Genomic DNA, 24617 nt, shown 5'->3' on the forward strand with positions numbered 1-24617 from the left:
GTGTCGGCCGGACGGTGTCGGCCGGACGGTGTCGGCCGGACGGTGTCGGCCGGACGGTGTCGGCCGGACGGTGTCGGCCGGACGGTGTCGGCCGGACGGTGTCGGCCGGGCGTGCGCGGCCGCCGGGAGGCCGTGCTGTAACCTGCGCTCTTCGCCGGTAGCCCGGACGGAGTACCGGCAGGCCGCACATGTCTTCTCACCGGCAGCACCTCATGACCGCGCTCGACGCGCTGGACCGCGCGTTCGCCCGTGAAGAGCCCTTCCCCGTCGAGGGGTGCACGTACTGCTACGGCGAGCGGGAACTCGCCGAACTCGCCGGACCGCTGCACCTGATATCCGACGACATGGTCTCCTCCGTCGCCCAGGAGGTGCCCAGCCACTGGGACGACTTCCCCCGCCTCTACCGCCGGCTGACCCCGCGCATCATCCGCCCCGCCGTCACCGGCGCGTTCCACGTGGACGAGAACCTCATCGCCACCCGCCTGCGGGAGGCGTCCTGGACCACATGGGACAAGCCCCTGGCCGATGCCCTCCGTGACGTCTGGTCGGCCTGGTGGCGGGCGACCTTGCACACCCACCCCAGCCCCGTCCGCATCAGGGAGACCCTCAGCCTCGTCACCGTCGCCACCGGCGCCTTGCGCCCCTGGCTGGACGAGTGGACCGCCACCCGCACCCCGGCAGCCGACGCCCACCTCGCCGACCTCCTCGACGACGTGATGTTCGAGTACGAGATCACCGACCTGCACCTGGGCTTCTACAACGAGTACCACGCGACCCCGGAGCTGCTGGACTGGCTCCTCACCGACGCACGGGGCCGCGTCGACGACGCCCGCCTGGACCACCCCTACCTGCGGGAACTCCACCGGGAGGTGAGCCGGCGCCCCGATTCCCCCGCCCCGGACGGCCCGTGACCCAGCGGGCAGTCCAGCTCCGGCAGCGCGCGGTTCGGGGAGCAGCACACCAGCGCCAGGGAGAGGAACGCCGGGCGTTCGAGGTAGAAGCCGTGGGAGACGTCGCCGCCCCACCCGAGCCGCGCGGCGGCGCAGCGGGCCAGCGCCGCCGGCCGCCCGCGGTCGCGATCCGGCTCCGCGGCGAACCGGGACGCGTACGCGGCGACCCGTTCCCCGAGCCAGCCGGCCGCCTGAGCCGGATCGTCCCAGGTGCCGCGCACCAGCGCGCCCGGCTTGATCAGCCAGCGGGCCGTCTCCAGCGGGGGAAGATCCGCGACGGGGAACTCCGCCGCGACCTCCCGGTAGCGCTGGATCAGCTCCGGCCTGCCGTCCGCCGGCGGCGGCTCGGGGTGCGGCGGCCGCCGCAGCGCCTCTTCGTCGAAGCGCCGCTTGGCGCCGGTCCATGCGTAGCCGTGGAAGTGCAACGGTCCGTCCTGCCAGGAGAGTTGGCGGCGGCTCCGGTCCGCGGGGACGGGGCCGCCGGCGGGCGATGGCGGCCGGTCAGCCCGAGACCGTGAAGCGCGCCGGATCGATACCGGCCGCGGTCAACTCGGCGGTCGTGAACCGCAACGGCTCCGCCCCGGGCCGCTTGCTGTCACCCAGCGCCCATGCGCCGGGCCCGATCTCCGCGAGCGTGGCGCAGGACTCGCCGTCGGGGTGGGTGTTGCCGCCGCATGCCTTGTGGAAAGTGACTCCGTCGAGGGGGAGGCCGTACAGATCGGTTTCGGGCATGGGAGTGCCTTTCTTTCCAGGGGATCCGCCTGGGGATCCGCGTGGGACGGTCCGACCGCTTGTTGCCGGCGCGGGGGAAATGGAACGGCCCCTCGAATTCCCGTCGTCCGGCAGATTCGGGATTTCTTCGGTCGGTCGGTCCGGTCGGTACGCGTATATCCTCGGGTCGGTAGGCCAGGGAATCCAGGGTTATTCGCGTTGCCGGGTAGAAGAGCGCGGAGGCGGGGGCGGCGGGGCGCCGATGTGTGCTCGGCGGTCACGAGCGGTAGTGGTCGGCCCATTCTCCGAGCGTTGCCCTGCACGCATCGCCGGTCAGTGCGTGATCCTCGTACCAGGCGAAGACCTCCAGGTGTTCTGCGATATCCCGGGCGTCCTGGAAGGCGATACGTCCCGTGAAAGTCTCGACGGTGGCCAGGCGCCGGTCGTAAACCGTGAAGGTGTTCAGCGGGCCGCGTCCGATGACCGTCCCCAGGGGGATGACGCCCATGCGCACGTGGGGGAGACGGGATATCGAGATCAGGTGGTCGATCTGTACGGCCATCGCCGCGTGCGGGACCACGGCCCATCGCACGGCCTGTTCGGTCAGCAGGAAGGTGAAGCGCTTCGTGCTGTCGTGGAGGACTGCTTGCCGTTCCAACTTCCTGGTCACCGTCTTGGACGGGTCCACCGGCGAGTGGCCGAGGCTGGCCCTGATGTACTCAGGTGTGGCCAGGAGGCCCGTCACCATCGCGGGAAGGAAATAGCGGAGCGTCGTGGCCTCGGCCTCCAGCCCGGCCAGCTCCGCTTGGCGTTTCTCCAGGCCCCTGCGCCACGATGCGCGCTTCCCCTGCCATTCCGTGTTGGCGAGCCGCGCGAGAGACACCACTTCCGCCACGAACTCCGGTGGCGCGTCCAGGGCCCTGAGAATCAACTCGACATCGACAAGGCCCGGTATGGCCCGGCCGGTTTCGATATTGCTGAGCTTGGTCTGGGACATGTTGCAGCGCCGAGCGAGCCAGACCTGGGTGCGTCCGGCTCGCTTGCGCAGGATACGGAGTTGTTCCGCCAGGTCAGCTTTTGACCGGCCCAGCTGCCCGGGATCAAACGTCAAGGCCCTTCACGTACTCCTCGAAGGGCACGGCATGCTCCAGAGCGATGCGCTTCTGATCCAGGTATGGGGTGAGGTCGCCCTCATAGGATTCGCGGTTGATCTGGGTGCCGTCGGGGCGGAAATTCAGGTGGGCGATGCGTTTTTCGTCGAACATCCACCAGTCACGCCCGGAGAGGGAAAGACCGTATTCCTCCCGTGTCACGTCCAGGATGCGGATGTCCTCGCCCGCCGCGATGTTGCCGGGGATGCCCCACGCGAATTGATACCGCTGATAGTCGGTGAGTGGCCGTCGCACGATACGGACGCGGCCGATCCGCCTGCCGCGTGCGAGGTGTCCGCGCACCCGCTCGTGCCAGCGGGCGTTGTGGCCGGCGGGCTTCTCCTCGCCCCGCAGGAAGCGGGCGACGTTCTCCTGCTCCCTGGGCATGGTGTACGTGGGCTGCGCCTCGAACCGCCATGCTTCGTGCTCGAAGGCGTCGAAGAACTGACGCCAGTCCTCACCATCCAAGAGCACGGACGGCCTCCCTCAGCACGGGCTCGGGGATCTCCACCAGGCCTTCGCCCGCGGGAGGGGCGAAGGCGGTGGACACGTTCCCCTGGATGACGAAGGAGCCGTTCCTCGTCCGGTAGACGTTCGGGCAGTCGTCGTCGTCACAGTTGGGCCCGCCGACGGCGCCGGTAAGGCGGGTCAGTTCCTCACGCGTCATGGTTCCCCTCCACGCCAGCAGGGCCGTTCCCCACTGCCACGAGGACGGTAGGACGTCAGCAGGTTCCTGGTCCACGGCATCTCGCCGATATTCGCGTTGTCGGGTAGAAGCGCGCGGAGAGGCCGCCGGAACGGTGCCGGACACCGGCACTCGTCCGGCCGTGCCCGCACGGAGCAGGCCCCTCACGTCACCAGGAAATACACCCGCGTCGACAGGTTGGAATCCCAGTCCACCTCGCCCCGGACGTGCACGATGCCGTTGTCGGGGGCGACGTTGTGGACGGCCGTGGTGGCGTCGCCGATGAACGGGAGACGGGTTCCGCCGTGCCCGGCGGGCCGCTCACAGCGAAGCCGGCGCCGCCCGTCGCAGATGTTCCAGGTTGATCGCGTCGGCCATCGCGCGGTAGCCCTCGTCGCTGGGGTGGAGGTGGTCGCCGGAGTCGTACGCGGGGCGCAGGCGTTCGGGGGACCAGGGGTCGCGGAGGGCCTTGTCGAAGTCGACGACCTCGTCGAAGACGGCGCCGGAGCGGATGGTCGCGTTGACCTTGCGGCGGACCTCGTCGAGCTTGGTGGTGTAGCCGCGGTGGCCGCTGAACGGGGACACCGTGCCGCCGGTCACCCGCAGCCCGCGGGCGTGCGCGTCGCGGACGATCTGCCGCATACCGGCGAGGATCTTCTCCGGGTCGTACTGGCGCGGCGTCTTGAGCAGGTCGTTGATGCCGATCTCGACCACCACCGCCTTCACGCCGGTGCGCGAGAGCGCGTCGCGGTCGAGGCGGGACAGCAGGCTGGGGCCGTTGTTGGGGGAGAAGCGGGAGCCGTTGACCAGCAGGCGGTTGCCGCTGATGCCCTGGTTGAGGACGCCGTAGCGGGGCGCGCCCGGTTCGGTGCGCAGCCGGGCGGCGAGGAAGTCCGTCCAGCGGTGGTTGGCGCCCGCGGTGGAGGTGATGCCGTCGGTGATCGAGTCGCCGATGACCACCACCGCGCCGTGCGCCTCGGTGCTCCACACGTCGACGCCGGTCAGATACCGCCAGTACGGGCTCTGCTCGGTGTACGCGGCGCCCGTCGTGTCCTCCGTACGGTCGCCGCGCGCCAGGTACGACGTCTGGCGGGCGTAGGGGTGGTACGTGGCGGGGCCGGACGGCGACGGGGAGTACGTGGTGACCAGCAGGTCCGCGTCCTGCGGGACGGCCAGCCGGACCGGGTCGCTGGTGACCGCGCCGCCCGCCGGGATGGTCACCGCCGAGCGGCCGCCGAAGGCGAGGCGGCGCATGGTGCCGGGCGCCGCCGTCGGGTCGCTGGGCGCCGCGGCGAGCGCGAGCGAGGCGTGGCTGACCGGGAGCGGGCGGGTGCCGTAGAGGTTGGACAGCTGGATACGGGCGCTGGAGCCGCCGACGCTGGTGTGCACGACGTTGCGGATCGACATGCCCGCGTAGCCGTCCAGGGTGCCCGGCTCGGCCGCCGCTGCCGCCGCCGACCACGTACCGACCCACTGGCCGGAGACGGCGGGCGCCGCCGGGTTGCGGGGCTGGCGCGTGGTGTTGCCGCCCCAGGACCCGCCGGTGGAGCCGAAGCCGACGAAGATCGCGGTCGAGACGAGCACCACCACGGCAGCCAGACCGGCGAGCAGGGCGTAGCCCACACTTTTGTTCATGCGGGGCGGATCTCCTGGGACGGCGGAGCCGCGGGCTCCGGGCGGGCAGGGGCGGCCGGTCGCCTAGGCTGCCGCCGCCTCCACCGGGCGGAGGACGGCGGACCCGGGCGTCCGGCGATCAGCGGCACCGTTGCGGTCCGATCGGTCCCGCCATGATCCCACGGCGGAATCGGGGGGCGCCCGGCGCCCTTTGCGCGCCCCCTCCTGGTCCGGACGCGCGGCACTCGTGGTTCGTTCCACGGGTGGGTCACAGTTGACGCATGCGGCCCGCCGCGGCCGGAACCCGGCGCGGCGCGGCCGGTCCGTGGTGCGCCGCACCGCGGGATTCGGGAACGGTGGAGTGGATGGAACGCACGCAGACGACGTCGGCGCCGCACGCGGCCCTGCCGGGCGGCACCGGCCCGCAGGCCGCCGCCGACCGGGACAGACGCCGGGCCGTACGGCGGATGAAGACGCTCGCGACCGGCCTGCTGCTGGCGGTCGCGCTGATCTACGTCCTGGCGAAGTGGGCCGGGACGGCCGGCGCCGGGGGCTGGGCCGGATATGTCGCCGCGGCCGCCGAGGCGGGCATGGTGGGCGCGCTGGCCGACTGGTTCGCGGTCACCGCGCTGTTCAAGCGGCCCATGGGGCTGCCCATCCCGCACACCGCCATCATCCCCACCAAGAAGGACCAACTGGGGCAGAGTCTCGGCGAGTTCGTCGGCGAGAACTTCCTCTCCGACGAGGTGGTGCGCCGGCGGCTGCGCTCCGTCGGCATCGGCCGGCGCCTCGGCGGCTGGCTGGCGGAGCCCCGTAACGCCGACCGGGTGACCGCCGAGCTGTCCACGGCGCTGCGCGGCGCGCTGACCGTGCTGCGGGACGCCGATGTCCAGGCGGTTGTGGGGGAGGCGATCACCCGCCGGGCCGATGCGCAGGAGATCGCGCCGGGGCTCGGCGCGATGCTGGGCAAGGTCGTCGCGGACGGCGGCCACCGGCGGGTGGTGGATCTGATCTGTGCCCGCGCCCACGACTGGCTGGTCACCCACGGCGACTCGGTGATGGGCGCGGTCTCCGGCGGCGCGCCCGGCTGGACGCCGCGGTTCGTCGACCGGAAGGTGGGCGACCGGGTCTACAAGGAGCTGCTGCGCTTCGTCACCGAGATGCGGGACATGCCCGAGCACCCGGCGCGCGGCGCGCTGGACCGCTTCCTCACCGACTTCGCCACCGATCTGCGCACCGACCCGGACACCCGGGCCCGGGTCGAGCGCCTCAAGTCCGAGGTGCTGGGCCGCGGTGAGGTGCAGGACCTCATCGCGTCCGCCTGGGGCTCGGTCCGCGCGATGATCGTCGCGGCGGCGGAGGACGAACGCAGCGAACTGCGGCAGCGGGCCCGCGCCGCCCTGCTCTCCCTGGGGCAGCGCCTCGCGCGCGACGAACGGCTCCAGGGCAAGGTCGACGGCTGGCTGGAGGGCGCCGCGGTCTATGTCGTGACGACGTATCAGCACGAGATCACCGCCCTGATCACCGACACCGTCGCCTCCTGGGACGCCGAACAGACCTCCCGGAAGATCGAGGCGCACATCGGCCGTGACCTGCAGTTCATCCGGATCAACGGAACCGTCGTCGGCGCGCTGGCCGGGCTGTGCATCTACGCGGTGTCGCAGGTGTTCGCGGGGTGAGGGGGCCGGGCGGGGCCCGGTGACCGGGGTGCCCGGCCCGCGCCGGTACGCCTGGCTCGTGGCTGACGCCCGCGCCGTGCCCGTCCGCCCGCCCCGCACGGCCTCTGCCCGGTCCCGTCCGATCTCTGGTGACCTGTGCCCCCGCGGTCTACCGTGCCCGCGTGCAGGGGTCCTGGGAGCGGGCGGTTGCGGTGCGCGGGCGGCGGGCGCCGGTGCGGGCGGTGCGGGTGCTCGCCGAGGCGGTGCTCACGTGCGGGGCGCTCCTGCTGCTGCTCGTCGTCCACCAGCTGTGGTGGACCAACCGCCAGGCCCACGACGCCGCACAGGACCGCGTCGGGCAGCTGGAACGCGAATGGGCCCGCCCGGAGAGCCCGCCCGCCGTGCCGCCCGCGCCGCCCGCGCAGACCCCCGGCGCCTCGCCGACGACGGGTCCGGCCCCGCGCCCCCGCGCCCCGGCCGCCCGGCCCGCCCCGCCGCCGCGGCCGGACGCCGCCGGGTACGCCGTCCTCCGCATCCCCCGCCTCGGTCTCGCCGTGCCGGTCGCCGAGGGCACCGGCCGTGCCGCCGTTCTCGACAAGGGGTACGTGGGGCACTACCCGGGCACCGCGCAGCCCGGCGGCGCCGGCAACGCCGCGCTGGCCGGGCACCGCAACACCCACGGTGAGCCGTTCCGCCACCTCGACCGGGTGCGGGCGGGCGACACCGTCCGCATCGACACCGCCGACGCCGTCCACACCTACGTCGTCCGCGGCGTGCTGCCCCGCACCACCCCGGGCGACACCGGCGTCCTCGCGCCCGTCCCGCGCAGCACCGTCCACCCCGCGTACGGCTTCACCGCCCCGGGCGCCTACCTGACGCTGACGACCTGCACGCCGGAGTTCACCTCCACGTACCGGCTGATCGTCTGGGCGGAGCTGAGCGGTTCCCGGGCGCGTTGAGGGGCCTGCCGCTTCGGGCGGGGGAGCGCTTAAGCTCTCGCCCCGTGCGAAATCAGACACCCGGCGGCGCGCCCCCGGGCTCCCGCAAGCGCCCGGCGCTGCTGTGGCTGCTGCTGCCCTACGTCCTCTTCCTGGCGGTGTTGCCGCTGGTCAACCGGCTCACGCCGACCGTGTTCGGGCTGCCGTTCCTCTTCTTCTGGATGCTGCTGGCGACCGTGGCGACACCGGGCGCGGTGTGGCTGGCGCGCCGCGGTGATCTGCGGCGGGGGCACCGATGAAGGCCACCGTCGCCACCTCCGTCTTCGCCGCCTTCATGGTGCTGACCCTGGCGCTCGGCCTGCTGGCGGTCCGCGCCCGGCGCGGCGGACGCCGTGAGCGCGGGCTCGCCGAGTGGTCGGTCGGCGGCCGCAGCCTGGGCACCGTCTTCATCTGGGTGCTGATGGCCGGCGAGAGCTACACCAGCTTCAGCTACCTCGGCGCCGCCGGCTGGGGCTACCGCTTCGGCGCCCCGGTCCTCTACGTCATCGCCTACATGTCCTGCGGCTACGCCCTGGGCTACGTCGTCGGCCCGATGCTCTGGGCGTACGCGCGCCGCCACGGGCTGGTCGGCATCACCGACATCGTCGCGCACCGCTACGGCCGCCCCTGGCTGGGCACCGCCGTCGCCCTCTTCGCCACCGTCTGCCTGCTGCCGTACATCCAGCTCCAGATCACCGGCATGGGCGTCGTCGTCTCGACGATCTCCTACGGCGCGATCAGCCTCAACTGGGCCTACTTCCTCGGCTTCGCCATCACCACCACCTTCGTCGTGGTCAGCGGGCTGCGCGGCAGCGCCTGGGTCTCCGTCCTCAAGGACGTCCTGGTCATCGCCACCCTCGGCTTCCTCGTCGTCTACGTGCCGCTGCACTACTTCGACGGCTACGGCGCCTTCCTCGACCGGGTGGTCGCCGAGAAGCCGCAGTGGCTGACGTTCCCCGGGCACGAGTCCGGCGGGCTGGGCCAGGGCTGGTTCCTCTCCACCACCCTCGTCAACTCCCTGACCGTGGTGATCTTCCCGACCACCGTCGCCGGCTACCTCGGCGCCCGCAGCGCCGACACCCTGCGCCGCAACGCCGTCTACCTGCCCGCGTACAACGTGCTGCTGTTCGTGCCGGTGGCGCTCGGCATGGCGGCGCTGTTCGTGGTGCCGGGGCTGACCGGCACCCAGTCGGACCTGGCGCTCTTCAAGCTCGTCACGGACTCGCTGCCGGCCTGGGCGGTCGGCGTGATCGGGGTCGCCGCGGCGCTCTCCTCGATCGTCCCGATGGCGGTGTTCATGCTGGTCATCGGCACGATGTGGGGCCGCAGCGTGTTCGGCGCACGGTCCGGCGGCCGCACGGGTCCCGAGGAGCCGGTGGACGGCTCGGCCGGGCAGCGGCAGAAGCGCTGGTCGCAGCTGGTCGTGGTCGCCGCCGGCACCCTCGCGCTGCTGCTGACCTACTTCGCCCCGCAGACCCTCGTCCGCCTCTCCCTGATCTCGTACGAGGGCATGGCCCAGCTGGTGCCGATGTTGCTGCTGGGCCTGGTGTGGCGACGGCTGACCTGGCAGGCGGCGGTCGCCGGGGCGGCGGCCGGGATCGCCCTCGTCTGCGCGGCGGTCTTCAGCGGCCACGACCCGCTCTGGGGCGTCAACGCGGGCCTGCTCGCGCTGGCGCTGAACGTCGCGGTCGCCCTGGCCGTCACCCGCTTCGGCCCGCGCGCACGGGACGGGCGGCCGGACGCGGAGGTACTGGCCGTGGACGACGAGTTCCCCCGGCTGCCGGAGCGCGACCGGGGCATCGCGGTGGGCGCGGCGGAGACGGGCAGCTGACGGGTCGGGTGGGCGGACGGGGCGGACGACGGGGCGGACGGGGACGACGGGGTGCCCGACGGGACGCCCGGCCGGGCCGGGCGCCGCGCCGGGCGGCCAGAGTTCCCGGGCCGGGCCGGCCCCGCCCCCGGCGTTCCCCCTTCCGCCCACCCGGCCCCCGAACGCCGCGCACCGCGGTTAACCTTGACGCCACGACAGCCACCGCGCCGCACCGGCGCGGGCCGCGCCCGGTCCGCCCGGTGCACCGACCGACCGCCGTGAGGAGGCGCCCGATGCACCGCATCGCCGAACTCTGGCGGCTCCACACCTCCGCGTTGGCCCTCCTCGTCATCGGCCTGCTGCTGGCGCAGAGCGGCCTGGCCACGGCGCTCACCGCCGCCGCGACCACCGGCGCCATCCTGCTGCTGTGCCGGGCGTTCCTGCTGTCGCTGCTGGCCGGGTGCGCCCGGCCGATGCCGCCGGGCCGGGTCCGCACCGCGATCCGGGACCGCGAGCGGCGCACCGCCTTCCTGCCGCAACGCGACCCGGACGCCGCGGGCCGCCCGCGCCCCCGGGCACCCGGCCGCGCCCTCCCGACGGCCGCGTAGACGCACCGCGGGCAGCCCGCCCGCACCGCCCGCCACCGGGCCCCCGCACCCGGGGAGCCCGCACCGGCGACGTACCCGGACCCGCCTTCGAGGCGAGCCCGCCCCGGCCCCGTGCAGGGAGCCCGGGCGTACGTCCCGCTCCGCACCCGCCGTGACCGCACCGCCCGGACCCGTACCCGCGGGCCCCCGGGCGGGCCGGTCCGGCGCCCCGGTCGAGGCATCCGCGTCCCGCACGGCCCGTCACGCCGCATCCTCATCCCGGCACGACGAGACCCGTGGAGGGCTCACCCATGTCCGTTTTCGGTCTGCTCGGCGATCTGCTGGCGCGTGGCGCGCAGGCGATCGAACCGTTCTTCGGCGCCTCGGCCACGGCCGCCGCCATCGTCCTGTGCACGCTGGCGGTCCGCGCCGCGCTGCACCCGCTGGCCCGCGCCGCCGCCCGCGGCGAGAAGGCCCGCGCCGCGCTCGCCCCGCAGCTCACCGCGCTTCAGCGCAAACACAAGCGCGACCCGGAGAAGCTGCGCCGGGCCACCACCGAGCTGTACGCCACCACCGGCGCCTCCCCGCTCGCCGGGTGCCTGCCCTCGCTGCTCCAGCTGCCCGTCTTCTTCGTGATGTACCACCTCTTCTCCACCGGCGGCTCCGGCCTGCTCGGCCACACCCTCCTCGGCGCGCCGCTCGGCGGGCACTGGACGCAGGCGCTGGCCGACGGCGGCCCGTTCGGCCCGCAGGGGCTGGTCTACCTGGGCCTGTTCGCGCTGGTCACGGCCGTCGCCACCTGGAACCTGCGGCGGGCGCGGGCCGCGGCGGCCCGGCGGCCGGCGGGGGAGAGCCCCGCGCTGCCGGGCGCCGCGGGCCTGACCAAGGCGCTGCCGCTGCTCTCGTACGCCACGCTGATCACCGTCGCCGTGGTCCCGCTCGCCGCCGCGCTGTACGTCGTCACCACCACGGCGTGGACCGCCGCCGAACGCGCCCTGATCCACCGCGAGCGGCCCGCCGTGGCGGCCGGGGCGGGCCCGGACGGCGGCGGACGGGCGGACGCGGTGCCGGCCCGGAGCTGAGCCGGACGGCCGGAAACCTCCGCACCGGGCCGCCGGAGCGGGGGTATTCGGCCCCGCGTCCCAGCCCGTGGACGGGGGTCTTGCGGAGCGGGCGGGGGTTCCTGGACGATCGCCCGACTGCCCGATGGCCGTCCCCATCGGCCGGCCCGGGAGGACCCTTCCGGGCCGACCTTCGACCACGGGAGTCGTACGTATGAAGCTGCTGCGTGTCGGAACCACGGGGGCGGAACGCCCGGCGCTGCTCGACGCGGACGGGACACTGCGGGACCTGACCGGCCTGGTGCCGGACATCGACGGGGCGCTGCTCGCCGACGGTGCGGCGCTGGCCCGCGTCCGCGCCGCCGCCGAGGCGGGCGAGCTGCCCGTCCTCGACGCGGCGGGGCTGCGCACCGGCCCGCCCGTCGCCCGGATCGGCAAGGTCGTGTGCATCGGGCTGAACTACCACGACCACGCCCGGGAGACCGGCGCGGCCGTCCCCGAGGAGCCGATCATCTTCCTGAAGGCGCCGGACACGGTCGTCGGGCCCGACGACACGGTGCTGGTGCCGCGGGGCGCGGAGAAGACCGACTGGGAGGTCGAACTCGCCGTCGTCATCGGCCGCACCGCCCGCTACCTTCCGGACGACGACGCGGCGCGCGCCGCCGTCGCCGGGTACGCCGTCGCCCACGACGTCTCCGAGCGCGCCTTCCAGATCGAGCGGGGCGGCCAGTGGGACAAGGGCAAGAACTGCGAGACCTTCAACCCGCTGGGCCCCTGGCTGGTCACCGCCGACGAGGTGCCCGACCCGCAGGCGCTGGGCCTGCGGCTGTGGGTCAACGGCGAGCTGAAGCAGCGCGGCACCACCGCCGAGCAGATCTTCCCGGTGGCCGAGGTGGTCCGGTACGTCAGCCACTTCATGACGCTGTACCCGGGCGACGTGATCAACACCGGCACCCCGGCGGGCGTGGCCATGGGGCAGCCGGAGCCCAAGCCGTATCTGCGCGCGGGCGATGTGGTGGAGCTGGAGATCGACGGTCTGGGCCGCCAGCGCCAGCAGCTCAAGGACGCCTGACCAGGCACGGCCCGACGCGGGATCGCCCGGGGGAACGGCGGCCGACGGGGTGACGCCCCGCGGGACGGCGCCCGGGCGCGTCGCTACGGCAGATGGCTCCCCGGTGGCCCATCTGCCGGTCGGTTTTCCGGCGACGCGCCCGGGTGCTCCCCGGCGTGCACCGGCGCCCTCCGCATAGTGCGCGGCATGCCAGGAAAGCAGAAGAGATGGTTGCGGGCGGCGCTGGCCGCCCTGGTCGGTACGGCGCTCGCCGCACTGCTGGGGCTCGGTGCCGCCGTGGTGTTCGCCGATCCCCTCCCGGGCGGGCTCGGACCCTGCCTGGGCAGCGACTGCCCCGGCTCCTACAACGACCCGAACAACGGCCCGATCGCGGGTCACGACGAGAACATCAACATCTATGTCGGCGGCAACTACCGCGTCGGCGGTTCGGCGGCCGAGGCCGAGGGCAAGATCGTCACCCTCGGCGACTTCTCCATGAACAAGACCGGCGGATCGGCCGTCTACAACGTCGGCGTGGTCGGCGTCGGTTCACGGGTCCCGCCGCCGAACGGCTCGGACTTCCTCACCGTCGGCAACAACGTCACCGTCGCCCCCGGCGAGCGTCTCCTCGCCGAGGAGGGCACCACCTCCGGCGTGGTCAAGTACGGCGGGACGCTCAGCGGCACCGTCCTGCCCACCAGCATCCACGACCCGGCGGCCGCCGACCCCTACCGCGGCCTGCGGGCCCAGCTGACCGAGTCCAGCTCCTGCTACGCCTACCTGAACGGGGCGTCACGGCCCGCGACCGGCACCGCCGTCAACCAGGGCTACCAGACCCTCTTCCGCGGCGACGGCACCTCGCAGCTCCAGGTCTTCAACGTCGACTTCGACATCGCGTCGGCGAGCGGCGGCGACCAGGGCATCGCCTTCGAGAACATCCCCGACGGCGCGACCGTGCTGGTCAACATGCTCGGCACCAGCCGCACCATCAGCACCTACATCGGCCACGACCTCCAGCCCACCGGGATCCGCGAGCGGCTGCTGTGGAACTTCCCGGACGCGACGACGATCAACTTCAAGGGCAGCGCGCAGTTCCAGGGCGCCGTCCTGGCCGGGCAGCCGTCGAGCCTGACGACGGTCACCGTGCCCGGTATGAACGGCCGCTTCTTCACCGCGGGTTCGCTGGACCACCTCGGCACCAGCGGCTCGGAGTTCCACAGCTACCCGTTCACCGGCGACCTGCCCAACTGCGCGCAGACCCCGTCGCCGACCCCGTCGCCCACGGAGCCGACGGTCACGCCCACGGAGCCGACCCCGTCGCCCACGGAGCCGACCCCGACCCCCACGGAGCCGACGGTCGCCCCGACGGTGCCGACGCCGACGCCGACCCTGCCCACGGTGACGCCTACGACGCCGACCGCGACGCCGACGGTGCCGAGCCCGACGCCTAGGGAGCCGTCGGCCACCCCGACGACACCGACCGCGACACCGACCGTGACGCCAACCGTGCCGACGGCCCGCCCCACGAGTCCGACGACCCGTCCGACGGAGCCCACGGAACGTCCGACCCAGCCGACGACCCGCCCCACGGAGCCGACCGGCCGTCCGACCCAGCCGACCGTGCGTCCCACCGAGCCGACCGGCCGTCCGACGTACCCCACCGGCCGTCCGACCGAGCCCACCGGACACCCGACCGAGCCGACGGAGTGGCCGACGTACCCCACCGGTCATCCGACCGAGCCCACCGGTCACGCCACCGAGCCCACCTGGCACACCAGCCACCACCCCACCGGACACCCGAGCGCCTCGTGGAGTGACGGGGGCTGGGGCGACGGCGGCTCCGGTGGCCACGGGCACGGCCACGGCGGTGGTGACGGCGGTCCCGGCGGCCACGGAGGCCACGGCCACGGTCATGACGACGAACTGGCCGCCAGCGGTGCGCTCAGCAACCCCTGGCTGATCAGCGCCACCATCGGCACGCTGATCATCGGCGCCGCGCTCGTCCTGTTCATCCGCAACCGCCGAACCGACTGATCCACCCGGCGGCCGGCCCCCTGACATCCGGCCGTCACCACCCGGGGCCCCGGTCACCGTCGTGACCGGGGCCCCGTCATGTCCGCGGGGAGGCCGCCCCTCTGCCCGGTCTCAGGTGTCCGGGCCCGGCCCGTACCCGCCCGGCCTCAGCCTTCCGGGGCCTCGATCCGGACCGTACGGCCCTCGGCCGCCGAGCGCTTCGCGGCCTCCAGGACCCGCAGCGCCGCCGCGGCCTCCGTCGCCGTCACCGGCGGCCGGCCGCCCTCGCGCAGGGCCCGCGCCACCGCCGCGTAGTACGCCGGGTAGTCACCGGGCAGCGTCGGCACCGGCGTCCCGCCGCCGGTCTGCGGGGACTCCCCGGCGCCCAGGCGGCCCCAGGCGGACTCCGGCTCCACGCCCCACGCCACGCCCTCCGCGCCGGGCCGCTCGCCCGCGCGCAGCGCCGCCTCCTGGGGGTCGAGCCCGTACTTCACATAACCGGCCGCGCTGCCCAGCACCCGGAAGCGCGGGCCCAGTTGGGCGGCTGCGGCGTTCGCCCACAGATGGGAGCGGACGCCGTTCGCGTGGGTGAGCGCGAAGAAGGTGTCGTCGTCGGCCTCCGCACCGGGCCGCCGCACGTCGGACTCGGCGTAGACGGAGGTGACCGGGCCGAAGAGGGTCAGCGCCTGGTCGACGAGGTGGCTGCCCAGGTCGTAGAGGAGGCCGCCGATCTCCGCCGGGTCGCCGGACTCGCGCCAGCCGCCCTTCGGCAGCGGCCGCCACCGCTCGAACCGCGACTCGAAGCGCCGGACCTCGCCGAACGCCCCCTCGTCCAGCAGCTTGCGGACGGTGCGGAAGTCGTTGTCCCAGCGGCGGTTCTGGAAGACGGAGAGCAGCAGACCACGGTCGGCGGCGAGCGCGGCGAGGCGGTCGGCCTCGGCCGCCGTCGCGGCGAGCGGCTTGTCGACGACCACCGGCAGCCCGGCCTCCAGCGCGGCGGAGGCCAGCGCCACATGGGTCTTGTTGGGCGTCGCCAGGACGATCAGATCGAGCGCGCCGGCGCGGGCCAGGACCTCCTCGGGGCCCGCGACCGTCCGCACCCCGGGGTGCTCCGCGCGGGCCTGCGCCTGCCGCTCGGGGTTGCGGGTCGCGACGGTGTCCAGCGACAGGCCCTCGGTCGCGGCGATCAGCGGCGCGTGGAACACCGAGCCCGCCAGGCCGTAACCGATCAGACCGACGCGAAGCGGCGCGCCGCCACGGGCCGGGGGTGCGGGGGTGCCGGGGAAGTTGCTCATGCCTCCACTTAAGCAACAGTGCGGGCACGGCGGGCGAGCGGGGGCCCGGCCGGGGGCGTCGGTTGTTGATCCCCTCCGGGGGCGGGGGCCGGTCTGTACGTGCCCGATGGCGGTTGCCCGGCGGGGTTGTTTCTCGCGTCCGTGCCCGGGCCGTTCGGCGTGCCCGGCGGGGGCCGCCCGGGGGGCGCCCGTACGCGCCCGATGGCGGCTGCCCGGCGCGGTCTGCCCGGGGCCTGCCCGTCCGTGCCCGGGCCATTCGGCGCGCCCGGCGGCTGCCCGGCGCGGCCCGTCCGTAAGCCCCTGGGCCCGCCCCGCAGAAAGTCATCTGATCAGGCGGTATTCCGAGCCCGGTCGGGTGCACGCCTGCCCGGCCTCCCGGTGGGGGCCGTCGGCCGTGGCAGGGTCCGGCATGTGCGGTGCGCGGTGGCCCGGGGGCCGTGTCGCCGTGCGCCCCGGCCGGCGAGCAGCAAAGGATTGCCATGGCGACGCACCCGTCCGAGCACCGGTCCACGGGGGCGGCCCGGCCTCCCGCACCCACCGCCGGTGCGGTCCGGCCGGCCGCGGCCCCGGCCGGGACGGCCCGCCGCGCCACCGCCGTGACCGGCCCGGCCGCTCCCGCCGGAAGCGCCGGCCCCGCCTTCGTCCCTGCCGCTCCCGCCGGAAGCGCCGCCCCCGTCCCGGCCGCTCCCGCCGTCGCCGCGGCCGGCCCCGCCGCGCTCACTGCCGCCGCGACCGCTCCCGCCGCGGCCCGGAGCCTCCTCGTAGGCGCCTCGTACCGGCCGGCCGGACCGGCGGCCGCCCCGCCCGGCGCCACCGCCGTTCCGGCCCCCGCCGTCCGCCGTCCCCGGAACGCCGGGCTGCCCGGAGCCGCCCGGTGGACCTCCGGTCCCACCTTCCGGGTGATCTTCGCCGGGGCCGTGCTGGCCGGTGCCGGGGTCCTCGCCCCGGGGCGCCCGGCACAGGCGGCCGAGGCGGCGCCCCGCGGCGTGCCGGCGCCCGCCGCCGCGGCCGTCCGCGCCCCGGCCACCGAGGGCCCCGGGGAGACGGCGCCGCAGGCCACGCCCGGCGCCGCCGGGCACCCGGTGCCTGCCGGTGCGCACGAGGCCGCCGGGCACCCGGTGCCCGCCGGTGCGCCCCGGCCCGCCGTTACGGCGCCGCCCGCGCCGCACCGCGTCCGGGCCGCCCGGCCGCAGGCGCTGGCCGCCGCCGGTCAGGGGGCGCTGCCCCTGCTCGCCACCGCCGCCGCGGTCCTCCTCCTGGGCGGAGCCGCCCTGCTGACCGCTGCCCGGCGGCTGCGCGGCTGAACCGGCCTCCGTACCGGCCGCGTTCGGGCCCGGCGGGACGGGCCTCGCGCCGCACCGCGGCCACGGGCCCCGCTCCGCACCGCGGCCACCGGCCCCGCCCCCCACCGCGGCCACCCGCCCCGGCGGGACGGGCGCCCCGCCGCCTCCCCGTGCGAGACTCACGCCGTGAACACCCCCCACGCCCCCCACACCCCTCCTGCCCAGCACCCCGGTGCGCCCGTCCGGTCCGGTATCCCCGAGCACGGACGCATACCGAAGTACTACGCGGCGAAGGTCGACATCGCGGCGCTGCTCGACACGCTGGGGGAGGGGCAGCCGCTGCCCGCCGAACGGGATCTGGCGCAGCGGTTCGAGGTGTCGCGGGAGACGCTGCGGCAGGCGCTGCGGGAGCTGATCCTGGAGGGCCGGCTGCGGCGGCTGGGGCGCGGCACCGTCGTCGCCGGGCCCAAGCTGGCGCAGCCGCTCTCGCTGGCCAGTTACACCGAGGGCGTACGCGATCAGGGGCGGCGCCCGGGGCGGCAGCTCATCGGGCTCGACCGCTTCCCGTGCCCGCCGGTGCTCGCCGTCGATCTCGGGCTGAGCGCCGGGGACCCGGTCTGGCACATGGAGCGGGTGCTGCTCGCCGACGACGAGCGGGTCGGGCTGGAGAGCACCTACGTGGCGGTCGAGCGCGTCCCGGACCTGGACACCGCGTTCGCGCCCGACTCGTCGTTCTACGCCTACCTCCACGAGGAGTTGGGCATCGGCTTCGGGGACGCCGACGAGCGGCTGGAGACGGTGCTGGCCACCCCGCGCGAGGCGCTGCTCATCGGGACGCCGGGCGCGCTGCCGATGCTGCTCATCCACCGCTTCTCACGGGACACCACGGGGCGCCCCCTGGAGCGGGTGCGCTCCCTCTACCGCGGCGACCGCTTCTCGTTCACCACGCATCTGGGCCCCCGCGCGGGCGGCTGACACCCGGCCGGACGGGGCGGTACCCCGCACCCTCAAGTCACGGAAAGATAACGGGTCTAGGCCAGGATTGCGGCCGCGTTCACGTAACCGTCGCCGGAGCGACCGCTGCGGGTCACCCGCCGCCGCGAGCGTCTGCGGCATGCGAGTCATAGTCGTCGGAGCCGGCGTGCTGGGAACCATGCACGCCTGGCACGCAGTCGAACGGGGCCACGAGGTCCTCCACATCGAGCGGGAGGCCGAGGCCCGCGGCGCCTCGGTCCGCAACTTCGGGCAGGTCTGGGTCAGCGGCCGGGCCGGAGGAGAGGAGCTGGACACCGCGCTGCGCGCCCGCGAGCTGTGGGAGGAGATCGGCGCCCGCGTCCCCGGCATCGGCTTCCGCGCCACCGGATCGCTCAGCGTCGTCATGAACGAGGCCGAGCGCGCCGTCGCCGAGGCCGCCACCCGCCGCCCGGACGCCGCCGCCCGCGGCTACGCCCTCCTCGACCCGGCCGCCGCCCGCGAGATCAACCCCGCCCTGCGCGGCGACTTCCTCGGCGCCCTGTGGTGCGAGCGCGACGCCGCCGTCGAGCCCCGCGTCGCCCAACGCGCCCTCAAGGACGCCCTGCTGGCCTCCGGCCGCTACACCTTCCTCGGCGGCCGCGAGGTCCGCGACGTCACCGACGGCGGCGCCGTCCGCGACGACCACGGCGACGTCCACCACGGCGACACCGTCATCCTCTGCACCGGCGCCTGGCTCGGCGGACTCGTCCGCGAACTCGCCCCCGAACTGCCGGTCCGCCGCGTCCGGCTGCAGATGATGCAGACCGACCCGCTCGGCGAGAAGCTGACCACCTCCGTCGCCGACGCCGACAGCTTCCGCTACTACCCCGCCTACCGGAGCGCGGAGCTGGACGCGCTCGCCGCCGTCCAGCGGCAGACGCCGACCGCCGCCGCGCACAAGATGCAGCTGCTGATGGTCCAGCGCGCCGACGGCGGACTGACCATCGGCGACACCCACGAGTACGAGACGCCGTTCGGCTTCGACGTCGTCGAGGACCCGTACACGCACCTCACCGGCGTCGTCGAGGCGATCCTCGGCCGCCCGCTGCCGACCGTCCGCCGCCGCTGGGCCGGGGTCTACGCCCAGTGCACCGACACCTCCCGCGTCGTCCACCGCCAGCAGGTGCGCGACGGCGTCTGGCTGGTGACCGGGCCGGGCGGACGCGGAATGACCTGCTCCCCGGCCATCGCCGAGCAGACCGCCAACGATCTGGACTGGTGATCACCATGACCTCTGCGCACACCCCGCACGCCGCCGAGCTGGTCGTCCTCGACATGGCCGGCACCACCGTCGCCGACGACGGTCTCGTCGAGCGCGCCTTCGACGCCGCCGCCCGCCACCTCGGCGTCGTCCCCGGCAGCGACGAGCACACCGCCATGCTCGACCACGTCCGCGCCACCATGGGCGAGTCCAAGATCTCCGTCTTCCGCCACCTCTTCGGCGACGAGGACGCCGCCCAGCGCGCCAACACCGCCTTCGAGGGCGCGTACGGCGAGCTGGTCGGCGAGGGCCTGATCGCGCCCGTGCCCGGCGCCCGCGAGGCCATCGAGGCGTTCACCGCCGCCGGGCTGACCACCGTCCTGACCACCGGTTTCGCCCGCGTCACCCAGGACGCCATCCTCGACGCCCTCGGCTGGCACGACCTCGCCGCCCTCACCCTCTGCCCGGCCGACGCCGGCCGCGGCCGCCCCTACCCGGACATGGTCCTCACCGCGCTGCTGCGCACCCGCGCCACCCACGACGTGGCCCGGATCGCGGTCGCCGGGGACACCTCGTACGACATGCTCAGCGGCCGCCGCGCCGGCGCCTCGGTCGTCGCCGGGGTGCTGACCGGCGCCCACGACGCGGCCCGGCTGACCGAAGCCGGCGCCACCCACGTCCTCGGCTCCGTCGCCGAACTGCCCGCGCTGCTCGGGGTGGTGTGACATGACGGCACCGCTGGCGGCGCCCCCGGCGGGGATCCGCTTCGACGGGGTGCGGGTCGCCTACGGCGACACCGTCGTCCTCGACGGGCTCGACCTGACCGTCGAGCCGGGTGAGTTCATGGCGCTGCTCGGGCCCTCCGGCTCCGGCAAGACCACCGCACTGCGCGCCGTCGGCGGTTTCGTCACCCCGCAGCGCGGCCGGATCCTGATCGGCGGCCGCGACGTCACCGACCTGCCGCCGTACAAGCGCGGCATCGGCACCGTCGTCCAGAACTACGCCCTCTTCCCGCACATGAAGGTCGCCGACAACGTCGCCTTCGGCCTCAAGGCGCAGAAGGCGCCGCGCGCTCAGATCGCGCCCCGGGTGCGCGAGGCGCTGGAGATGACCGGCATGGCCGGCTACGCCGACCGCCACCCCCGCGAACTCTCCGGCGGCCAGCAGCAGCGCGTCGCCCTCGCCCGCGCCCTCGCCATCCGCCCCGGCGTCCTCCTCCTCGACGAACCGCTCTCCGCCCTCGACGCCACGCTCCGCTCCGACATGATGGGCGAACTGGCCCGCCTCCACCGCGAGCTGCCCCACGTCACGATCCTCTACGTCACCCACGACCAGGTAGAGGCGCTGACGCTGGCCGACCGGATCGCCGTGATGGACGCCGCCCGGCTCCAGGACTGCGGCACCCCGCAGGAGCTGTACCGCCGCCCGCGCACCGAGTTCACCGCGTCGTTCGTCGGCACCGCCAACCTGCTGCCGGTCACCGTCGCCGACGACGGCGTCCACCTCGCCGGACAGCGGCTCACCGTCCCCACCGGCGACGCCGTCCCCGGTGCCACCGCCACCCTCTGCGTCCGCCCGCACCTCGTCGGCGTCGGCGCGGTGCCCGCGGCGGACGGCAACACCCTGCGCGGCACCCTCACCGGCATCCAGTGGCGCGGCGCCACCCACCGCCTCACCGCCGAGGTCGCCGGCCACCGCGTCCTCGCCGACGTCCGCGAACTGCGCGAACCCCCGGCCCTCGGCGACGGCATCGACCTGCACTTCGCACCCGGCGACGCGGTCCTCGTCCCGGCGCGGCTCGGCGGCGGAGGCACCGATGTCTAGCGCCACCACCACCCGCCCGGCCACGGCGCCGCACCCGGCATCCGATACGGCCGGTGCCCCCGGGAGGCGCCCGGCCCGCCGCCCCGGCGCCGCGCTCTGGGCGCTGCCGCCCGTCGCCGCCCTCGCGCTGGTCTTCCTCTATCCGCTGGCCCTGGTGGTGTGGCAGTCCTTCTCCCCGGAGGACGGCGGCCACTCCACCGCCCCGTACGCCCAGGTCCTGGCCGAGACGTCGTTCCGCGACGCGCTGGTGACGACGGTGGGGATCGCGGCGGGCGCCACCGCCGGCGCGGTCGTCCTCGGCTCGGTGCTCGCGCTGATCATCGCGTTCGTGCCGTTCCCCGGCGGCCGGGCCTTCGCCCGCTTCATCGACGTCTTCCTCTCCTTCCCCTCCTTCCTCATCACCCTCGCCCTCCTCTTCCTCTACGGCACCGTCGGCATCGCCAACGGCCTGTGGACGGACGCCACCGGCGCGGCGAGCGGCCCCTTCGACTTCCTGCACACCCCCTGGGGCGTGCTGCTCGCCGAGGTCACCTACTTCACGCCGTTCGTGATGCGCCCGCTGCTCGCCGCCTTCGCCCAGATGGAGACCGGCCAGCTGGAGGCGGCCGCCTCCCTCGGCGCCCGCCCGGCGCGGATCGTGCGGACGGTGATCCTCCCGGAGGCGCTGCCGCAGCTCGCCGCGGGCGGCGCGCTGGTCCTGGTGATGTGCCTCAACGAGTTCGGCATCGTCCTCTTCACCGGCGCCAAGGGCGTCGTCACCCTGCCGGTGCTCGTCTACACCAAGGCGATCCTCGACGGCGACTACACCGGCGCCTGCGTCGTCGCCGTCGTCAACATCGCCCTCTCCGTCGCCCTGTACGCCCTCTACCGGTACGTCATGGCGCGTACCGCAGCCGGAGGTCACCGCCGTGCTGCTGCATAGCAAGGCCGCCCGCCGCACGGCATGGGCCGTCTTCCTGCTGCTCTTCCTGCCGCTGTTCGCGCTGCCGCTGCTGGTCATCGTCGCCGCGTCGTTCGCCACCGGCTGGAGCGGCGCCCTGCCCTCCGGCCTCACCCTCGCCCACTACCGCGACGCGGTCCACGGCGACTCCCTGAGCGCGCTGCTGACCAGCGCCGCCACCGCGCTCGCCGCGAGCGTCCTCGCGCTGACCGCCGGCACCTGGGCCGCCCTCGCCGCCCAACGGCTGCCGCGCCGCGCCCGCCGGATCCTGGACGGCCTCTTCCTGCTGCCCCTCGCCGTCCCGTCCGTCGTCGTCGGACTCTCCCTGCTGGTCGCCTTCTCGCAGCCCCCGCTGCTCCTCAACGGCACTCCGCAGATCGTGATCATCGCCCACACGGTGCTGGTCACCGCCTTCGCCCACCAGTCCGTCGGCGCCGCCCTCACCCGCCTCGACCCGGCGTACGAACAGAGCGCCGCCGGTCTCGGCGCCCGCCCCGCGTACGTCCTGTGGCGGGTGAAGCTGCCGCTGCTGCTGCCCTCGCTGAGCGCCGCCGCCGGGCTGTGCATCGCCCTGTCCATGGGCGAGTTGAGCGCCACGATGATGCTCTACCCGCCCGACTGGATGCCGCTGCCGGTCCAGATCTTCGCCACCACCGACCGCGGCTCCCTCTTCGCCGGCGCCGCCCTCGCCGTCGTCCTGATGGCCGCCACCCTCCTGGCACTCCTCGCCGTCTCCCGCCTCCGCACCCGCGCCGCCTACCGCTGACCGGCCCGGACCCGTCCCCCTTCCTGGAGATCCGCCATGCGCCACCGCCTGCGCCGCGCCCCGCTCGCCGCCTGCGCCGCCGCCCTCGTCCTGCCCGCCGCCCTCACCGCCTGCGGCACCTCCGCCGACCCGAACGCCAAGGAGCTGACCGTCTACAGCGCCGACGGGCTCCGCGGCGAGAAGGGCGACGGCTTCTACGACAAGGTCTTCAAGGACTTCGAGAAGCAGACCGGCATCAAGGTCAACTACGTCGAGAGCGGCTCCGGCGCCGCCGTCCAGCGCCTCGCCCGCGAGCGCTCCCACACCCAGGCGGACGTCGTCGTCACCCTGCCGCCCTTCATCCAGCAGGCCGACGGCAAGGGCCTGCTCGCCACCTACCGCCCCAAGGGCTCCGACCGGGTCGCCGCCGGCGACAAGGACCCGGCCGGCCGCTGGACCGCCGTCGTCAACAACTACTTCTGCTTCATCCACAACACCAAGGAACTGCCGAAGCCCCCGAAGACCTGGCAGGACCTGCTCGACCCGAAGCTCAAGGGCAAGCTCCAGTACTCCACCCCGGGCGTCGCCGGAGACGGCACCGCCGTCCTCGTCAAGGCGCTGCACGACTTCGGCTCGACCGACGCGGCCATGAAGTACTTCGCCAAGCTCCAGGAGAACAACGTCGGCCCGTCCTCCTCCACCGGCCAGCTCGCGCCCAAGACCGACAAGGGCGAACTCCTCGTCGCCAACGGCGATGTGCAGATGAACTACGCCAACACCCGGTCCATGCCGCACCAGGGCATCTTCTTCCCGGCGGCGAAGCCCGGCGCCAAGCCCTCCACCTTCGCGCTGCCGTACGCCGCGGGCCTGGTCAAGAACGCCCCGCACACCGCCAACGCCAAGAAGTTCCTCGACTATCTGCTCTCCGAGCCGGTCCAGCGCGAGGTCTCCGCGGTCGGCGGCGGCTTCGCCGCCCGCCAGGACGTCAAGGCCACCGACGCGCGCGCCGAGGAACTGGCCGCCCTCATGAAGGGCGTCGACGTCTTCGAGCCCGACTGGAAGGACATCGACAAGAACCTCCCCGGCTATCTCGACGCCTGGCGCAAGGCCACCGGCAGCTGATCCACCGCCGGGACGGGGCGCCCGCCGCCCCGTCCCGCCCGCCCGTAGGCTGGTCGTACCGGCCCCGCCGCGGATACCGTCGGCGGCCCCTCAACACGTACGGCAGGAGTCCGGCAGTGGCAGAGCGCAAGCCGATCGAGTCATGGCTCACCGACATGGACGGCGTCCTGATGCACGAGGGCATCCCCGTCCCCGGTGCGGACGCCTTCATCAAGAAGCTGCGCGAATCCGATCGCCCCTTCCTGGTCCTCACCAACAACTCGATCTACACGGCCCGGGACCTGCACGCACGCCTGAACCGCATCGGCCTGGACGTGCCGGAGGCGAACATCTGGACGTCCGCCCTCGCCACCGCGAAGTTCCTCGACGACCAGCACCCCGGCGGCTCCGCCTACGTCATCGGCGAAGCCGGCCTGACGACCGCCCTGCACGAGGTCGGCTACGTCCTCACCGACCACGAACCCGATTTCGTGATCCTGGGGGAAACCCGGACCTATTCGTTCGAGGCCATGACGAAGGCGGTCCGGCTGATCAACAACGGCGCCCGCTTCATCGCCACCAATCCCGACGAGACGGGCCCGTCCGCAGAGGGGGCCCTTCCCGCCACCGGAGCCGTCGCCGCGCTGATCACCGCGGCCACCGGCAAGAAGCCGTACTTCATCGGCAAGCCGAATCCCCTGATGATGCGGACGGCCCTGAACACCATCGGCGCGCACTCGGAATCCAGCGCGATGATCGGCGACCGGATGGACACGGACATCCTCGCCGGTCTGGAGGCGGGCATGAAGACCTTCCTCGTCCTCACCGGCCTCACCCGCCCCGAAGACGTCGACCGCCATCCCTTCCGCCCCTCCCGCGTCGTCGACTCCATCGCGGACCTCGTCGACCTGATCTGACGGAGCGCGGCGCCGGCCCCGCTCACCTG

Annotated in this window: 25 protein-coding genes; 18 read left to right on the forward strand and 7 right to left on the reverse strand. The window is 74.3% G+C overall.

Annotation, left to right across the window (positions count from 1 at the left end; all coding sequences use genetic code 11):
* Positions 1-188: 188 nt before the first annotated feature.
* Entirely contained in the window at positions 189-911 is a 723-nt protein-coding gene (locus ABT345_RS22120) for a hypothetical protein (RefSeq protein ID WP_345084678.1), read from the forward strand.
* Here ABT345_RS22120 and ABT345_RS22125 read toward each other — a convergent pair.
* The 6 genes from ABT345_RS22125 to ABT345_RS22150 form a co-directional block, all read right to left on the reverse strand.
* Positions 845-1375, reverse strand: coding sequence for a hypothetical protein (locus ABT345_RS22125; RefSeq protein WP_345084675.1), 531 nt, complete (start codon positions 1373-1375; stop codon positions 845-847). The genes ABT345_RS22120 and ABT345_RS22125 overlap by 67 nt on opposite strands.
* A 76-nt stretch (positions 1376-1451) precedes the next feature.
* Complete coding sequence (locus ABT345_RS22130; protein ID WP_345084672.1) at positions 1452-1682, reverse strand: DUF397 domain-containing protein; 231 nt, start codon at positions 1680-1682, stop codon at positions 1452-1454.
* A gap of 256 nt (positions 1683-1938) precedes the next feature.
* On the reverse strand, positions 1939-2772 hold the full coding sequence (locus tag ABT345_RS22135) for a helix-turn-helix domain-containing protein (RefSeq protein ID WP_345084669.1): 834 nt from the start codon (positions 2770-2772) through the stop codon (positions 1939-1941).
* Entirely contained in the window at positions 2762-3286 is a 525-nt protein-coding gene (locus tag ABT345_RS22140; protein ID WP_345084666.1) for a DUF6879 family protein, read from the reverse strand. Before ABT345_RS22140 ends, ABT345_RS22135 begins: the two co-directional genes overlap by 11 nt.
* Positions 3270-3479 (reverse strand): hypothetical protein, encoded by a 210-nt coding sequence (locus ABT345_RS22145; RefSeq protein WP_345084662.1) that lies wholly within the window; start codon positions 3477-3479, stop codon positions 3270-3272. The genes ABT345_RS22140 and ABT345_RS22145 overlap by 17 nt, the downstream gene beginning before the upstream one ends.
* Before the next feature lie 339 nt (positions 3480-3818).
* A complete protein-coding gene (locus ABT345_RS22150; protein ID WP_345084660.1) occupies positions 3819-5132 on the reverse strand; it encodes an SGNH/GDSL hydrolase family protein in 1314 nt (437 codons plus the stop codon).
* A 344-nt stretch (positions 5133-5476) separates the two neighbouring features.
* On the opposite strand from ABT345_RS22150, the gene ABT345_RS22155 reads away from it, so the two are divergent.
* The 8 genes from ABT345_RS22155 (at position 5477) to ABT345_RS22190 (ending at position 14289) form a co-directional block, all read left to right on the forward strand.
* Positions 5477-6790, forward strand: a complete 1314-nt coding sequence (locus ABT345_RS22155; protein WP_345084656.1) for a DUF445 domain-containing protein — start codon at positions 5477-5479, stop codon at positions 6788-6790.
* A gap of 161 nt (positions 6791-6951) precedes the next feature.
* Positions 6952-7728 carry a class E sortase gene (locus ABT345_RS22160; protein WP_345084653.1) on the forward strand — a complete coding sequence of 259 codons (777 nt, stop codon included), beginning with the start codon at positions 6952-6954 and terminating at the stop codon, positions 7726-7728.
* Positions 7729-7772: 44 nt separating this feature from the next.
* Positions 7773-8006, forward strand: a complete 234-nt coding sequence (locus ABT345_RS22165; RefSeq protein WP_345084650.1) for a DUF3311 domain-containing protein — start codon at positions 7773-7775, stop codon at positions 8004-8006.
* A complete protein-coding gene (locus tag ABT345_RS22170; protein ID WP_345084647.1) occupies positions 8003-9577 on the forward strand; it encodes a sodium:solute symporter family protein in 1575 nt (524 codons plus the stop codon). Before ABT345_RS22165 ends, ABT345_RS22170 begins: the two co-directional genes overlap by 4 nt.
* Positions 9578-9849: 272 nt before the next feature.
* Positions 9850-10164: a DUF6412 domain-containing protein gene (locus ABT345_RS22175; protein ID WP_345084644.1), complete on the forward strand. Its 315-nt coding sequence runs from the start codon at positions 9850-9852 to the stop codon at positions 10162-10164.
* A 290-nt stretch (positions 10165-10454) separates the two neighbouring features.
* Complete coding sequence (locus ABT345_RS22180; protein ID WP_345084641.1) at positions 10455-11225, forward strand: YidC/Oxa1 family membrane protein insertase; 771 nt, start codon at positions 10455-10457, stop codon at positions 11223-11225.
* Between the two features lie 193 nt (positions 11226-11418).
* Positions 11419-12276: a fumarylacetoacetate hydrolase family protein gene (locus ABT345_RS22185; RefSeq protein WP_345084638.1), complete on the forward strand. Its 858-nt coding sequence runs from the start codon at positions 11419-11421 to the stop codon at positions 12274-12276.
* A gap of 186 nt (positions 12277-12462) precedes the next feature.
* Positions 12463-14289, forward strand: a complete 1827-nt coding sequence (locus ABT345_RS22190) for a choice-of-anchor A family protein (protein ID WP_345084635.1) — start codon at positions 12463-12465, stop codon at positions 14287-14289.
* A 146-nt stretch (positions 14290-14435) separates the two neighbouring features.
* Here ABT345_RS22190 and ABT345_RS22195 read toward each other — a convergent pair whose 3' ends face one another.
* Complete coding sequence (locus ABT345_RS22195; RefSeq protein WP_345084632.1) at positions 14436-15563, reverse strand: Gfo/Idh/MocA family oxidoreductase; 1128 nt, start codon at positions 15561-15563, stop codon at positions 14436-14438.
* A 479-nt stretch (positions 15564-16042) separates the two neighbouring features.
* Between ABT345_RS22195 and ABT345_RS22200 the strand changes: the two genes are divergently transcribed.
* The 9 genes from ABT345_RS22200 to ABT345_RS22240 all read left to right on the forward strand — a co-directional run bounded on the left by ABT345_RS22200 (position 16043) and on the right by ABT345_RS22240 (position 24588).
* Complete coding sequence (locus ABT345_RS22200) at positions 16043-16867, forward strand: hypothetical protein (RefSeq protein ID WP_345084629.1); 825 nt, start codon at positions 16043-16045, stop codon at positions 16865-16867.
* Between the two features lie 165 nt (positions 16868-17032).
* Positions 17033-17821, forward strand: a complete 789-nt coding sequence (locus ABT345_RS22205) for a GntR family transcriptional regulator (RefSeq protein ID WP_345084626.1) — start codon at positions 17033-17035, stop codon at positions 17819-17821.
* A 139-nt stretch (positions 17822-17960) separates the two neighbouring features.
* Complete coding sequence (locus ABT345_RS22210) at positions 17961-19082, forward strand: TIGR03364 family FAD-dependent oxidoreductase (RefSeq protein ID WP_345084623.1); 1122 nt, start codon at positions 17961-17963, stop codon at positions 19080-19082.
* Positions 19083-19087: 5 nt separating this feature from the next.
* Positions 19088-19786, forward strand: a complete 699-nt coding sequence (locus tag ABT345_RS22215) for a phosphonatase-like hydrolase (protein WP_345084620.1) — start codon at positions 19088-19090, stop codon at positions 19784-19786.
* Position 19787: 1 nt separating this feature from the next.
* Positions 19788-20885, forward strand: coding sequence for an ABC transporter ATP-binding protein (locus ABT345_RS22220; RefSeq protein WP_345084617.1), 1098 nt, complete (start codon positions 19788-19790; stop codon positions 20883-20885).
* Positions 20878-21807 carry a 2-aminoethylphosphonate ABC transporter permease subunit gene (locus ABT345_RS22225; RefSeq protein WP_345084614.1) on the forward strand — a complete coding sequence of 310 codons (930 nt, stop codon included), beginning with the start codon at positions 20878-20880 and terminating at the stop codon, positions 21805-21807. The genes ABT345_RS22220 and ABT345_RS22225 overlap by 8 nt, the downstream gene beginning before the upstream one ends.
* Positions 21794-22591, forward strand: a complete 798-nt coding sequence (locus ABT345_RS22230; RefSeq protein WP_345084611.1) for an ABC transporter permease — start codon at positions 21794-21796, stop codon at positions 22589-22591. The genes ABT345_RS22225 and ABT345_RS22230 overlap by 14 nt, the downstream gene beginning before the upstream one ends.
* Positions 22592-22627: 36 nt before the next feature.
* Complete coding sequence (locus ABT345_RS22235) at positions 22628-23692, forward strand: 2-aminoethylphosphonate ABC transporter substrate-binding protein (protein WP_345084608.1); 1065 nt, start codon at positions 22628-22630, stop codon at positions 23690-23692.
* Between the two features lie 116 nt (positions 23693-23808).
* Entirely contained in the window at positions 23809-24588 is a 780-nt protein-coding gene (locus ABT345_RS22240; protein WP_345084605.1) for an HAD-IIA family hydrolase, read from the forward strand.
* The last annotated feature ends 29 nt before the right edge of the window (positions 24589-24617 follow it).

Source organism: Streptomyces sp. NPDC000404, assembly GCF_040300365.1.
Classification (GTDB): Bacteria; Actinomycetota; Actinomycetes; order Streptomycetales; family Streptomycetaceae; genus Streptomyces; species Streptomyces ramulosus.